Origin of the sequence: Mesorhizobium sp. CA13, assembly GCF_020165235.1 — a bacterium.
Classification (GTDB): domain Bacteria; phylum Pseudomonadota; class Alphaproteobacteria; order Rhizobiales; family Rhizobiaceae; genus Mesorhizobium.
Genome location: NZ_JAIUHS010000004.1, coordinates 228,597 through 243,551 on the forward strand (window position 1 = coordinate 228,597; position 14,955 = coordinate 243,551).

The following is a 14,955-nucleotide window of genomic DNA, read 5'->3' on the forward strand; positions in this document are numbered from 1 at the left end:
GTTTCGCATCGAACGCTTCGCAGCGGATCAGCTCTGACTATGCTCGTTCACGCCGCTCGCCATCAGAATTTGACGTTGAAGTTGAAGCGGGCCGACTGGTCGGACATTCCCGAGCCGAACTGGCCGCCATAGGAGACGCCGAGGGTGGCGCTGGACGTAATCGCGTAATCGAGACCGGCTTCGATCACCGCGGCATCCCGGGCGATCGGAGCCCCGCCGACGGCGAAGGCATTGCTGCCGTCGCCCACAAAGCGCACGGTCGAGGTCGGCGCCATGTCACCGAAAGCATGACGCCAGCCGACCATGCCCTTCGCATTGAGCGCGGTCCCGCCGATGTCGAAGGTCGTCGAGGCACGAAGGCCGAACGTCGTGAAGGTCGCGTCGGTGTTGGCCGAGGCGCCGGTCAGCGCCGCTGCGCCGCCCTGCTCGGTGAAACCATCGGTATGGAAGTTCACGTAGGCAAGGTTGGTAAAAGGCTCGACTCGGGCGCTACCCGCGCTGAATCCATAGGCGAGTTCGCCGAACATCTGTGCTGTTGCTGTGTTGTAGCCGCCCTTCAGGCTTCCGTCGAAGCCGGGAAACGCCACGCTCCGGTTGGTCGAGACGTCGTGCCAGGTGTAGGCAGCACCCGTCCGGAACGCGAGATCACCCCAGGCCGTGCCGCCGTAGAGTCCGACATAGTAGTTGTCGCTTGAACCAGAGGAGCGGCGATCCTTCACGTCGAAGGACGTTTGGCTGTAACCGGCGACGGCGCCGAAGCGCCAGGTGTCGAACACCGGCGCATCGGCGCCGATGAAGAAGCCGCCGGTCTTGCGGCCGAGACGGGCGGCGTTGCCGTCACTACTCGTATGGCCCCACGAGCCGAACGCCTGGCCCCAGACCGCGAAACGGTCGGTATTCGCCTTCACCGTCACAAGCTTTCCGCCCTCATAGGTCGAGACCGTACCCGACGCGCCGACGGCATCGAAGGCGGCGCGAATGCGATCATTGATGGCACTGCGGACGAAGCGGCTGTCCTCGATCAGCGCGGTCTTGGTTGATGAGTGGATCTCGCCTGAGAGCTGATTGAAGGCATATTGCGCCTGTGGAGCGGACAGGTTCAACACCGCACTGTAGACCCGATTGCCGAAGCCCAGACTTTCGACGCCGCCGCCAGTGGCGATCTGGTTCGCCGTAATGCCGATTGCGGCGAAATCGATAGCGTTGCGGGTCATCGTCAGAGTAACGTCGCTAGCGTCATAGCCGAGCGTCGGCGTGAGGAAGGCCAGATTGGAGCTGACGCTATCGAACGTCCCCGTCCTGCCGCCATTGGTCGTCGTGCTGAGGATGATGTAGGTGGTGCTGGGCGCATAATGGCCCGAACCCGCCAGCACATTGACCGAGCCGCCATTGATCGCGATCGATCCCGTGGCGTTGATGCGACTAGCCTGACCGGCGGTGTTGACGGTGACCTGATAGATCGAGCCTGCATCGAAGGTGACGTTGCCGGCCGCGCTCATCGTGCCGATGCCGCCTGCCACGCCCGGGGCGACGGTCGCGCCGCTGGCGATCGTCAGGCCGCCGACCGAACCACTACCCGTGAACAGGCCGCCCGAGACCGCGGCGGCGCCGGTGATGGTGCCGTTGTTGGCCGTCGTTCCCGCGGTCTGAATCAGGCTGCCATTGATCGTCCCCTCACTGTTGACGATACCCGACGTGTTGAAGTTGCCGCTCCATATTCCGCCGGCCGTATTGTTGATCGTGCCGGAATTGGAGGCCACAGTGGCATTGTAGGTGCCGTTGTTGGTGACGAGCCCGGCATTGTCGAGAGCGTCTGTCAAGGTGCCGTTGTTCGTAATGACGCCGCCGGCACGGTTGAGAATGCCGCCGGGCGCCGTCAGCGAGCCGCCCGCAGCGACCGTGACGGCGCCACTGTTGGTCAGCAGCCCCGCGAGGGTGTAGTCGCCAGTCGCGGACACCGTGAGGGTCGCGCCATTGGCGTTGTTGAAAGTGCTGTCGCCGGTCAGCGTGCCGCCAACAGTGAAGATGCCGCCGGCATTGTTGGCGATCGCGCCATTCAGCGCACCGCCATTGGCGTTCACGGTGCCGTAGTTGATCACGTCGCTCGAGACGCCACCCCCCGTCTGGGTGAAGATCGCGCCGGCATTGTTGGTCACGCTACCGGCCACCGTGCCGGCGTTCCGGAATGTGGCGTTGTTGATGACATCGGAGGTGATACCGCCGGTCGCCGTGATCGCCAGCGTGCCACCATTGATGGTCGTCGTGCCGGTGTAGGTGCTCATCGCCGAGAGCGTCAGCGCACCACCGCCGGCTTTGGTCAGGCTCTTGCCGTCCCAGCCGCTGGCGAAGGGACCGGTCTGGTTTGTCAGCGCCACATCGACATTGAAGGCGTCCGTGCTGTTCGTCAGCGTGAAAGTGCCGTTGCCTTGCGCCGCGCCGACGGTCCAGATCAGGCCGAGGCCGATGTTGTAGTCGAGATTGTCAACGCTCCTGCCACCCGTCACCCTCAGGTAATCGACCGGGTTTGACGAGCCGCCGATGGTGATGTTTGCGAAGTCGCCGGAAATGCCGTTCGTCGTCGCGAGGACCGTGAACTGGGTGCCCGCCAGTGCGCTGGCAGACGAAGGCGCCGTGAGGCCGGCAATTTTCAGGGTTCCGCTCAGCGACGCGGAGTCCGCCGTGATGGTCGGCTCGTTCGCGCCCAGGGTGACGTTCAGTGTCGAGCCGGTGTCCTGCGTGAAGGCTCCGGTCACGGCGAGTTGTGCGGCTCCGCCGATGGCCGTGACCGCACCGCTCTGTGTCGTGTAGCTTGCGGCGCTGAACGTGCCGGTCTGACCGAGCGCCAGCGTGCCATTGCCGACCGTGACCATGCCCACCGAACTACCCGCGCCGGTCAGCGTGGTCGTGCCGCTGCCGATCTGATTGAGCGCGCCGTTACCCGACATTGCGCCGGCGAAGGTGAACGCATCGGAGCGGTTGAAGGCCAGCGTGCCGTTGTTGGCGACATGGCCCGTGATGCTGCCGGTCGCGCCCCCCTCGCCGATTTGCAGCGTGCCGCCCGAAATCGTCGTGCCCCCGCTATAGCTGTTGGCGCCAGTCAGGATCGTCGTGCCCTGGCCGATCTGCTGGACAGCGCCGCTGCCGGAGATATCGCCGCCAAATGTCACCACGTCAGAGCGGTTCAAGGCGAGCACGCCGTCGTTGGAGACATTGCCGGTGATCGAGCCGATTACACCGCCATCGCCGAGTTGCAGCGTACCGCCCGAAATCGTCGTGCCGCCCGCGTAGGTATTGCTGCCGGCGAGGATCGTTGTGCCGCTGCCGATCTGCTGGACAGCGCCGGTGCCGGAGGTGTCGCCGGCGAAGGTCACCGCATCGGAGCGGTTAAAGGCGAGGACGCCGTTGTTGACGACGTTGCCGAGGATCGAGCCGGTTACACCGCCATTGCCGATTTGCAGGGTGCCTCTCGCGATCGTCGTGCCGCCGCTATACGTATTGTCGCCGGTCAGGATGGTCGTGCCCCCACCGATCTGCCGCACCGCGCCGCTGCCCGAGATCACGCCGCCAAAGGAGGCAACATCACCGCGATTGAAGGCGAGCACGCCGTCGTTGACGACGTGGCCGAGGATCGAGCCGGTCGCGCCGCCGTTGCCGAGTTGCAGGGTGCCGCCGGAAATCGTCGTGCCGCCAGTATAGGTGTTGTCCCCCGTCAGGATCAGAGTGCCGGGACCGGCCTTGGTCAGCGCGGCGCCGTTCCATCCGGTGACGGGATTGGCGGCCTGGTCGCTGAGCGTTGCGCCGACGGTGAAGCTGTCGGTCGGATTGGCCAGAGTAAAGCTGCCGTGGGCGAGGTCATTGCCGGCGTTCCAGCTTAAGCCGTAGCTGGCGATATATTGCAAGCTGTCGGTCGACTTGCGGGTGGAGACCGTGAGGTAGTCCACCGTGCCGCCGAAGCCGCCCACGGACACACTGGCGAAGTCGCCGCTGATGCCCGACGTGGTGTCGATCAGCACCTTGTCGAGTTGGCTCGCATCGCCGATACCGCTGATGTTCAAGGCCACATTGTTGCCAATCGTGACACTGTTCGCCGACAGCACCGGGCTGTTGGCGCCAGCGGTGATGGACAACGCGGTGTTGGCGCCGAAGGTCACGGTCTGGGCGACGCTTACCGTCGCCGGCGTTTGGATCGCCAGCGTGCCGCCGGCCACGATGAGGTTGCCGCCGAGCGTATTACTGCTGCCCGCGCTGCCGTCGCCGAACTGCAACCGGCCATCGGTGACCAGGGTGTCGCCAGAATAGCTGTTGGTGCCCGTCAGGATCGTGGTGCCCAAGCCGATCTGCTGCGCCGCGCCGCTGCCCGAGATGTCGCCGGCGAGTGTCAGCGTCCCGGTTCGGTTGAACGCGAGCACGCCGTCGTTGATGACGTTGCCGATGATCGAGCCGGCGCCGCCGGCGTTGCCGAGTTGCAGCGTACCGCCCGCGATCGTGGTGCCGCCACTGTAGGTGTTCTCGCTGGTCAGGATCGTCGTGCCCGCGCCGATCTGCCGGACAGCGCCGCTGCCCGAGATGACGCCGGAGAAAGTCACTACGTCGCTGCGGTTGAAGGCCAGCGTGCCGTTGTTGGTCACGTCGCCCGTGATGCTGCCAGTCGCGCCACCGTCGCCGATCTGGAGCGTGCCGCCCGAAATCGTCGTGCCCGCCGAGTATGTGTTGCTGCGGGTAAGGATCGTCGTGCCGTGGCCGATCTGCCGCACGGCGCCGCTGCCGGAGATGTCGCCATAGAAGATCACCGCATTGCTGCGGTTGAAGGCGAGCACGCCGTTGTTGACGACGTCGCCGAAGATCGTGCCCGCCCCGCCGCCATTGCCGAGTTGCAGCACACCGTCCAAAATCGTCGTGCCGCCGCTATAGCTGTTGACTCCCGACAGGGTCAGCGTGCCCCCGCCGGTCTTGACCAGCGCGCCGCCGGCGCCTGAAATAACGCCGCTCACCTCGGTCGAAAACCCGTTCGAGCCGACCGTCAGTTCGTTGCCGCCGAGGTTGTAGTCGCCGGCGCCCGCGATCGACCCAGCGCTCAGCTTGCCGTCGCCGTTCGGGCCTAAGCTGCCCGAAAAATCGACCGTGCCGACCAGACTATTGGTGATGGCGGCATTGCCCGCCGTGCTGGTGCCGTAAAAATACAGGCCGCCGTTGTTGGTGATGGCGGCGCCGCCCGCCGTGCCGTTGTCGACGAAAGACAGGACGGCGTTGCTGGTGATGGTGGCGCCGCCCGCCGTGCTGCTGCCGTAGAAAGACAGGCCGTCGTTGTTGGTGATGGTGGCGTTGCCGGCTGTGCTGCTGTCGCTGAAAACCATGGAGCCGCTGTTGGTGATGGTCGCATTGCCCGCCGTGCTGCTTCCGTGGAACGACAGGTTGCCGTTGTTGGTGATGGCGGCGCTGCCGGCTGTGCTGGCGTTCCAGAAATATAGGTATTGGTTGTTGGTGATGGCGGCGCTGCCGCCCGTGCTGTTGTCGTAGAACGACAGGTAGCCCTCGTTGGCGATGGTGGCGCTGCCCGCGCTGGTGCCGTTGCGGAAATTCGTCGTGCCGGTGTTCGTGATGCTGGTGATGCCGCTGGTATCGGCGTTGACGACATCGAACGTGCCGCTATAGCCCGCCACGTTCACAGCACCCAGGATCGCGCCGGCCATGCTTGAATCGCCGAGTTGCAACGTGCCGGCGTTGATCGTCGTGCCGCCGGTGTAGCTGTGTGCGCCCGTCAGAACCGTCGTGTCGGGGCCGCCCTTGGACAAGGACGCCGTACCGGCCAGCGTCGTGCCAATCGCGCCGGGGCCCCAGAGGTAAATGCCGCCCGCGGCCTCGATCGTGCCCGCGCCGGTGGCGGTGCCGCCATAGAAGTTGAGGAACTGCACGCTGAGCTTGTGGCCCGCGGCGATATTCAACGTCGCCCCGGCGGCATTGGTGAAACTGTTCACCCAGGACATGTCGCCGCCGGTGAGCGAGACGCTGCCGCCGCTCTGATTGTTTAAATAGCTCAACCCCATCCGGACGTCGCCGCCGATGACATTGATCTGGCCGCTGTTGTAGACGTTACCCGCTGGCGACAATTGCGCCGTGCCACCGGGGCCTTCGAAGGTGATGACGCCGCCGGCATTGTTGTTGATGTCGCCATTGCTCCTGACGATGCCGTCGGTGCCGACATTGATGGTGGCGTCGTTGTTCAGCACGCTGCCAGTGTCGTAGAGGGCGGCGCGCGCGCCCAGATTGATCCGGCCCGCGCCAGTGTTGGAAATCGACCCGGCGAGCAGGTTGTCATCACCAACGTTGACGACGCCGCCCGCATTGGTCAGGCTGGTGATGCCGCTGGTGTCGGCGTTGACGACATCGAACCTGCCGCCGGATCCCAGCGTGAGTGCGCCGATGATCGCGCCGGTCGCGCCGCCGTTGCCGAGTTGCAGAATGCCGCCCGAAATCGTGGTACCGCCGCTATAGCTGTTGGTTCCCGACAGGGTCAGCGTGCCCGTGCCGATCTTGGCCAGCGATCCACCCGCGCCTGAAATGACGCCGCTCACCTCGGTCGAAAGCCCGTTCGAGCCGACCGTCAGTTGGTTGGCGCCGAGGACATAGCTGCCGGGCCCCGCGATCGAGCCCGCGCTTAGCCTGTGGTCGCCGTTCGGGCCGGTGCTGTACGAAAAATCGACCGTGCCGCCCGAATTGTTGGTGACGGCGGCGTCGCCCGCCGTGCTGGCGTCCCAGAAAGTCAGCTCGTAGTTGTTGGTGATGGCGGCATTGCCGGCCGTGCTAGTGTCGTAGAAATACAGACCGGCGTTGTTGGTGATGGCGGCACCGCCCGCCCTACTGTTCTCGAAGAAAGACAGGCCGGCGTTGTTGGTGATGGTGGCGCCGCCCGCCGTGCTGGTGCCACGGAAAGACAGACTGCTGGTGTTGGTGATGGTGGCATCGCCGGCCGTGCTGTTGTCGAAGAAATACAGATAGCCATAGCTGGCGTTGGTGATGGCGGCATTGCCCGCCGTGCTGGTGTTGTTGAAAGAAAGGTAATTGTCGTTGGTGATGGCGGCGTTGCCCGCCGTGCTGGCGTCGTAGAAGTACAGGTTGCCGTTGTTGGTGATGGCGGCGCTGCCCGCCGCGCTGTTGTTGTAGAAATACAGGTTGCCGTTGTTGGTGATAACGGCGCTGCCCGCCGTGCTGGCGTTGTTGAAATCCAGAGTGGAGGTGTTGGTGATGGTGGCGCCGCCGGCCGTGCTGTTGTCGTAGAAAGCCAGGTAGCCGCTGTTGGTGATAGCGGCGCTGCCGGCGCTGCTGTTGCTGTAGAAGTATAGGCCCCCGTTGTTGGTGATGGCGACGCGGCCACCGTTGGCAACGATGCCGGCGCCGTTGAAGGTGAGGGCACTGCCGTTGATGAAATCGTAATCCGGGCCACCCGCATTGAACGTCCAGCCGTCTATTGTGGTATTTGAGGAAAACGACAGGCTGGTGACGGACGAAGCGCCGAACGTGGCCGTGGTGGTCGGCGCGGCGCCGGAACTCCAGTTGGCGTCGTTATTGTAATTGCCGTCGGCCGGACTGGCGAGCCAGGTCGCGTCCTGCGCCCGGGCCGGAGCCGAATAGGCCGTGGCTGTCAGCGCCGTCGAAACCAGCAATGAGGCGCGCAACAGGCGGCCCGATGACGTTGCGCGGTTCCAAACGACGCCGCGCGATGAAGCAGCGCCGCGGTCGGAGGTCGAAACTGTTCTTGAACCCATGTTCCCCGGCTCCAACAGAGACGCGCGGCCGCTGGATGCCGGATTTCGATTCACCCCCGCCTACGTCATTCCTGTCCGTTTCTGTCATCGCGCGCCGGGAAAGTCCTGAATCGCCCACCGCCATGTTCTGAAGCTTTCCGACATTTTCTGAATGGACCGCATCTGGCCGCGTTTTATGGTAATTGGAGACATTTTTAGCGGCTGTTTGCCGTTGCGGGGGTAGTACGGCGTGTTGCAATTTTTAGGATTTGAACTGGATCGGAAACGCGTGGAACTGCGCGGGCCGGACGGCGCCGTCATCAAGGTCCGGCTGAGAAGCCTCGAAATGTTGAAGTTTTTCGCCTGCAATGCGGGGCGAGTTCTCAGCAAGCAAGAACTGATGGAGGCGGTTTGGCCTGGCGTCCATGTCGCCGAAGATAGCCTGTTCCAGTCCATTCGCGAGCTTCGCAGCGCGCTGGGCGACGAGCAGCGGCAGATCATCAAACTGATGTCCGGCCGCGGTTACCTGTTCGTGGCTGAGGTGTCGGACACGATGGACAGGGACGCGCCGGAACAGCCGGCCCCGCCGTTCGTCCCCGAGACAAACAACGAATCGGCGCTGGGCCGGCACCGTTTTGGCATGCGGCGCCGCGCCGCACTCCTGGCCATGGCGGGACTGGGCGTATCGGCCTTGACGGCGGCGCTCTGGCTGCCCCGTCTCCTGATGGGGTCACCCATGACCATCGCCGTGATGCCCATGGCGGCGGGCGACAACCCGCGGGCCGCCCGGATGGCGGCTGACGTCACCCGTGACCTCACCGACGGACTCGCGAAAATCGACGCCATCCGAGTGGTGGTTCCTTCCGACGCCGCGAAGGGCGCCGATTACGTCGTCAGCAGCGAACTGGAGAAGGCAGCAACTGCGTGGAATTTGCGTGCGCGCATGACCGAACCGGCAACCGGCGCGGTCAAATGGACAATATCGCTTTCCGTTGATCTGGCCGCCGCCGATGCGCAACGTCAGCAGACCCGCCTGACCGCTGGAATGGGCCACGCGCTGTCGCTGCGCATCAATGCGCTTCAGAATACCGATGAACGCCGGGCCGAAGGCGTGCCGACCGGCCCCGCCAAGGTCGCCATCGAGCAGGCGACGGCCTCGATCGACCAGACGACGCTGGAACGCTTTCGCGCCGCGCAGGTGATCCTGGAAAAAGCCCTTGCCGACGACGCCGACAATGTCGACTTGCAGGTCGCGCTGGCGGCTTTTCAGCTCCGCGGCATTCAGATGGCCTGGTATCCCACCGAAGAGCGAGAGACGGTCGAGACCAGCATCGGGGCGATCATGGCGCGCGCGTTGCGCGCGCAGCCGGACTACATCCCGGTGCTGGAAGCGCATTGCCGGTATCTGTCGACGACAAACCGATTCGTCGAAAGTCTGGTCGCATGCGGCAAGGTGCTCGCCCGCGATCCATGGGATGGGATCGCGCTGTACCTCATCGGGCTGTCCCAGGTTTTCCTCGGCCGCTTCGACGATGCACTCGCCACGTTCAAGCAGGCGGACAGCTTCGATACGCCCCCGGTCGCGCGTTGGACCTGGGCGATTGGGGCAGGTTTCACCTATCTGCTCATGGGCCGCGCCGAAGAAGCCTTGCCCTGGTTGCAACGGTCGATCGCGATCACGTCGGCCAGCGGGCGCACACATCTGCTGTTGGCCGCCGCCTATCAGCAATTGGGCCGCGTCGCCGAAGCCCGGGCGACGATGACCAAGGCCCTTGAGCTGAGGCCCGGCTCGACCACGCTCAATGTGCCGGCGCCGACCAAAAACACCAGCCCGGTGTATCTCAAGGCTTCCGAACGGATCGTGAGCCTGATGGCGGCAGCCGGGCTGCCGGAGAAATAGCGCTGCGCAGGAGTGGTAAGGACAACAGTGTGGGCCCGGCCGAAATCGTCGGACAGTTCTGCCGCCCGACCTAATGGTTCATACGCGGACCAAAATGCGCCCCCTCGGATGCGCTGGCGTAGACCGTCGCGGCCCAGATGAGCGCAGCCGGAAAAATGCGCTTCGAGCGGCCAAACGCCCCCCCATCGTAGGAACGAAAATAGAAGAGAAGCAGAACTTTCGTGTGCAGTTTTTGCACACGGTCTCAGATACCTAGTTGATTTTATTCGCTTATATGTCCAGTCCACGATCGGGGCGATTGCCGCCTTATGCTCTTGGTATCCCGGCATTTTTAGCGTCGATTGGTTGGTTGATGCGGCGGTATGGCCACCGATCCCCATATCGGCGACATATGCGAAGTAGGCAAGCCCCTCTCTCGAGCAGTAAGTCTGAACGCGGTCCTTCTGCGCCTGCCAAATCCTATGGCCTGAAGTGCTGTCTTCTTTCGAGTGCTGGGCGGAATCATTCCGAAATATCGGAAGCTTGCGCCCGGTTTTTGCTGCACCTTGGAAAGTGGCACGCTGTTTTGTGATCTGGTCGATGGTCTTTCAACTGCGGCGAACAAGACGGGGGAACCGCCTTTCCAGGATTGGCAGTTGCCGACCACAAGCAGATGGTGGCCATCCTGGGCTGCGCCGCATTAGGCGTTCGCAGACACAATGGCAAACGGACAAACAGTGAAATCTGCGCCGGGAGCCGGCACCGTTTTCGACTACAGTCGGTCCAGAACGTTACCGCCGCAGCGCGTACACGCGCCCCGCTGGCTCGTTGCCCACCGACAAGGCCATGTCGTCATCCAAAAGCCGCGTGATCCGGGCGAAGCCGGTGAACGCCTTCCTGGCTTCTTCAGCCGACATCTGCCCCGACAAGGCGGCCGCGCAGCAGTTCAGCGCGCATTGATAGACGGGGCCACGTCGCCCGGTCGGCCATTTACGCAAAAACACCATGGCCTCGGCAACACTGTCGATTTCCTCGATAGGGTGTCCCTGCCCGCGTGAGATCCGCACGGGCGAAAAAAAATGCAAATAATCCATCGTATCCTCCCGCTCGGTCGCGACGTGTTCGACCGAACCCCATTAAACGCGCCATCATCCACTTGGTTCCATAAAAAACGGACGCCTGGCAAAAAAAGGGCAGGTTTGCCCGCCGCGACTGCGATGTCGTCGCGCCGGCGCTTGAAAGCGCCACGAATCGGACTCGCCGGTCAGAGTGCAAGCATCATGCCGCGCGATAAGCGCGATCCCCATTGAATATCTTTAAGGCCAAAGCCGGCAAATCAGCCGATTGCCCCTTCCCTGACGTCAGGCGTAACCTTGACGGTCAACGCGTGAGGGCGCGTGCTGCAAGAAGGGGACAATTGCAATGACGATACAAGGCGCATCGCCGGATCTATATAACGAGGATCTCGCACCGGCCAAGATACGAAACTGGGGACCATTCTCGATCTTCAACGTCTGGACGTCGGACGTCCACAGCCTCTGGGGCTATTACCTCGCCGCCAGCCTTTTCCTGTTCTGCGGCGGCTTCGTCAACTTCATCATCGCCATCGGCATCGGCTCGCTCATCATCTACGCGCTGATGAACATGGTCGGCTATGCCGGCGTGAAGACCGGCGTGCCTTACCCAGTGCTCGCCCGTGCATCCTTCGGCATCTGGGGCGCCAACATACCGGCGCTGGTGCGCGCCATCGTCGCCTGCTTCTGGTACGGCGCACAGACGGCGGCCGCTTCCGGCGCCATTGTCGCGCTGCTGATCCGCTCGCAATGGTTCGCCGATTTCAACGCCAACACCCATTTCCTCGGCCACTCCGGACTGGAAGTGATCTGCTTCGTGGTCATCTGGGCGCTGCAGCTGCTGATTATCCAGAAGGGCATGGAGACGGTGCGCCGCTTCCAGGATTGGGCCGGGCCGGCTGTCTGGGTGATGATGCTGATCCTGGCCGTCTATCTCTGCGTCAAAGCGGGGACCTTCGCCTTCACCAGTGACATTCCGATGGATGTGCTGCTCGAAAAGACCAAGGATGCGGGCGTGCCAGGCACGCCGGGATCGTGGACGTCGCTGTTCGCCGTCGCCGCGATCTGGGTGACCTATTTTTCGGCTCTCTATCTCAACTTCTGCGATTTCGCCCGCTATGCACCGGACAAGGCATCGCTGCGCAAGGGCAATATTTGGGGTCTGCCGGTCAATCTCATCCTGTTCTCGCTGGTCGCTGGCGTCACCACCATTGCCGCTTACGACGTCTATCACGAGGTGCTGCTGCACCCCGACCAGATCTCGGCGAAATTCGGCAGCTGGTTCCTGGCCGCGCTCGCCGCGTTGACCTTCGCGGTGGCGACGCTCGGCATCAATGTCGTGGCCAACTTCGTCTCGCCGGCCTTCGACTTCTCCAACGTCTTCCCGCGCCAGATCGACTTCAAGAAGGGCGGCTACATCGCGGCACTGATCGCGCTCGTGCTCTATCCCTTCGCGCCTTGGGAAGGCAGCGCTGCATCCTTCGTCAACATCATCGGCGCGACGATGGGGCCGATCTTCGGCGTCATGATGGTCGACTACTACCTGATCCGGAAGGGGGAGGTCGACGTCGAGGCGCTTTATCGCGAGGATGGCGAGTTCCGCTTCCAGGGCGGCTGGCATGTCAATGCCTTCATCGCTGCCGGCATTGGCGCCGTCTTCTCCTCGATCCTGCCGAACTTCACCAACTGGCTGCCATCCTGGTGGGGCGTCTATGGCTGGTTCTTCGGCGTCGGGATTGCCGGCGTCATCTATTACATGCTGCGCACCGCGGCCGTGGGTGCCGGCGCCAAGACGGCGAAGGCTTGAAATGAGGCAGTAGGCAGGAAGGCAGGGAAAGCAGCCGCCTCCTCCCTACTGCCTACTGCCTACTGCTACCATCTCGGCCAACCGGCGCACCGTGTTCCAGTTGCGCGACGTGCCGATGCCCAGGCGTTTGTGATTGGCGGCCGCGAGCAGCCGTGACCTCGGTCGTTCCCGCGAAAAGACGACCCAGATGTCGCCGCCGCGTGACATCACCTTCTCATCGGCGGCGGCATAGGTCTCGAGCGCCGCCGCCGCATCGTCGGGCACGGGCTTGCGCATTATCCGTACCGCCACCTGGTCACCGGTCTCGGCGGATTCAGCCGGAAACGGATTGCCGGCTGCAAGCCTCAGCCAATCTTCGGCAGCGCGCACGATGATGTCGACATGGCGGCCGAAAGCTTTTTTGAAGGCGGCTTCGAGACGCTGCTCGAGAACGGCGACGTCCGTCGCCGGCGCCTCGAAGACAAGATTGCCCGTCGCCACGAGCGTACGGACATTCTTCAGCCTGAGGTCCTCCGCCATCGCCCTCAGGTCGGACATCACGACCCGGCGCCCTTCTCCCAGGACGATGCTGTAGAGAAGGGCGACATAAGTCTGCATCAGATGCCGAACCGCGCCTGGTGCGGCCTATACCAGGCGCGATTGTTCGACCGCCGCCTCGATGAAGCTGGCGAACAGCGGATGCGGGTCGAGCGGCCGGCTCTTCAGCTCGGGGTGGTATTGCACGCCGATGAACCAGGGATGGTCGGGGTATTCGACCGTTTCGGGCAGCACGCCGTCGGGCGACATGCCGGCAAACACCAGGCCGCAATCCTCCAGCCGCTGCTTATAGTCGATATTGACCTCGTAGCGGTGGCGGTGACGCTCGGAAATTTGCGTGTCGCCATAGATGTCGGCGATCTTGGAACCCTTGGCGAGCTCGGCCTGATAGGCGCCGAGCCGCATCGTGCCGCCGAGATCGCCGGTTGCCCGGCGCTTCTCCAGCATGTTGCCCTTCAGCCACTCCGTCATCAGGCCGACGACCGGCTCCTTGGTCGGGCCGAACTCGGTCGAGGAGGCCTCATCGACCCCGGCCAGGGATCGCGCCGCCTCGATGCAGGCCATCTGCATGCCGAAGCAGATGCCGAAATACGGCACCTTGCGCTCACGCGCGAATTTCGCCGCCAGGATCTTGCCTTCCGAGCCGCGCTCGCCGAAACCGCCGGGCACCAGGATGCCATGCACCTTTTCCAGCCACGGCGTCGGATCCTCCTTCTCGAAGATTTCCGATTCGATCCAGTCGAGCTTGACCTTGACGTGGTTGGCCAACCCGCCATGCGACAGCGCCTCGATCAGCGATTTATAGGCGTCCTTGAGGCCGGTATATTTCCCGACGATGGCAATGGTCACCTCGCCTTCCGGATTGTGGATGCGGTTGGACACGGCCTGCCACGGCTCCATGCGCGGCTTCGGCGCCGGGTCGATGCCGAAAGCGGCCAGCACTTCCGAATCGAGCCCTTCCTTGTGGTAAGCCATGGGCACGTCGTAGATGTGCGGCACGTCGAGCGCCTGGATGACCGCGCTCTCCCTGACATTGCAGAACAGGGACAGTTTTCGGCGCTCTTCCTTGGGAATGGCTCGGTCGGCGCGGACCAGCAGGATGTCGGGCGCGATGCCGATGCCGCGCAGCTCCTTGACCGAATGCTGGGTCGGCTTGGTCTTCAATTCGCCCGCGGTCGGGATATAGGGCATCAGCGTCAGATGCACATAGACGGCGTTGTTGCGCGGCAGGTCGTTGCCGAGCTGGCGGATCGCCTCCAGGAAAGGCATCGCCTCGATGTCGCCCACGGTGCCGCCGATTTCGCACAGCACGAAATCATAGTCGTCATTGCCGTCGAGGACGAAATTCTTGATCTCGTCGGTGACGTGCGGGATGACCTGCACAGTGGCGCCGAGATAATCGCCGCGCCGCTCGCGCTCGATGATGTTCTTATAGATACGGCCGGTGGTGATGTTGTCCTGCTGGTTGGCGGAACGACCAGTGAACCGTTCGTAATGGCCAAGATCGAGATCGGTCTCCGCGCCGTCATCTGTGACGAACACCTCGCCATGCTGATACGGCGACATCGTGCCTGGATCGACATTGAGGTAGGGATCGAGTTTTTTGATGCGTGCGCGATAACCCCGCGCCTGCAAGAGAGCCCCTAGGGCCGCTGCGGCAATGCCTTTTCCAAGTGAGGAGACCACGCCGCCTGTGATGAATACATATCGCGCCATGGGAGTCATCGCTTAACGCGGCCGGATTGATTCCGCCAGAGAAAAAACCGCCGCTAAGGCTTTTTCCCAAGAAGGCGCTCGAACCGTGATCCGAAAATGGGATCCGGTTTTCGGATAGGCCCATCTCGAACGGGCTGGCCCGTTCCACTGGAACGCGACCGTGAACGAGGCAAAACAAAAGGGCCGGCTGAACCGGCCCTT

6 protein-coding genes are annotated in these 14,955 nt (G+C 63.3%); 2 read left to right on the forward strand and 4 right to left on the reverse strand.

Annotated features, from left to right (window positions below):
• Nucleotides 1-62 precede the first annotated feature (62 nt).
• Nucleotides 63-7,763 carry an autotransporter-associated beta strand repeat-containing protein gene (locus LB566_RS12590; protein ID WP_224624624.1) on the reverse strand — a complete coding sequence of 2,567 codons (7,701 nt, stop codon included), beginning with the start codon at nt 7,761-7,763 and terminating at the stop codon, nt 63-65.
• 268 nt (nt 7,764-8,031) lie between these two features.
• On the opposite strand from LB566_RS12590, the gene LB566_RS12595 reads away from it, so the two are divergent.
• Nucleotides 8,032-9,642 carry a tetratricopeptide repeat protein gene (locus LB566_RS12595; protein WP_224624625.1) on the forward strand — a complete coding sequence of 537 codons (1,611 nt, stop codon included), beginning with the start codon at nt 8,032-8,034 and terminating at the stop codon, nt 9,640-9,642.
• A gap of 770 nt (nt 9,643-10,412) precedes the next feature.
• Here the strand turns inward: LB566_RS12595 and LB566_RS12600 are convergent.
• Nucleotides 10,413-10,715, reverse strand: coding sequence for a DUF982 domain-containing protein (locus LB566_RS12600; RefSeq protein WP_140548411.1), 303 nt, complete (start codon nt 10,713-10,715; stop codon nt 10,413-10,415).
• Between the two features lie 328 nt (nt 10,716-11,043).
• Here LB566_RS12600 and LB566_RS12605 point away from each other — a divergent pair, with 328 nt between their 5' ends.
• A complete protein-coding gene (locus LB566_RS12605; protein WP_224624626.1) occupies nt 11,044-12,501 on the forward strand; it encodes an NCS1 family nucleobase:cation symporter-1 in 1,458 nt (485 codons plus the stop codon).
• A 45-nt stretch (nt 12,502-12,546) separates the two neighbouring features.
• Here the strand turns inward: LB566_RS12605 and LB566_RS12610 are convergent, their stop codons facing one another.
• Together LB566_RS12610 and LB566_RS12615 are read right to left on the reverse strand one after the other, a co-directional pair.
• The gene (locus tag LB566_RS12610; protein ID WP_224624627.1) at nt 12,547-13,098 is read right to left on the reverse strand and encodes a DUF1697 domain-containing protein; all 552 of its coding nucleotides are present in this window, start codon (nt 13,096-13,098) and stop codon (nt 12,547-12,549) included.
• A 27-nt stretch (nt 13,099-13,125) separates the two neighbouring features.
• Nucleotides 13,126-14,763, reverse strand: coding sequence for a CTP synthase (locus tag LB566_RS12615; protein WP_140498648.1), 1,638 nt, complete (start codon nt 14,761-14,763; stop codon nt 13,126-13,128).
• Nucleotides 14,764-14,955 lie beyond the last annotated feature (192 nt).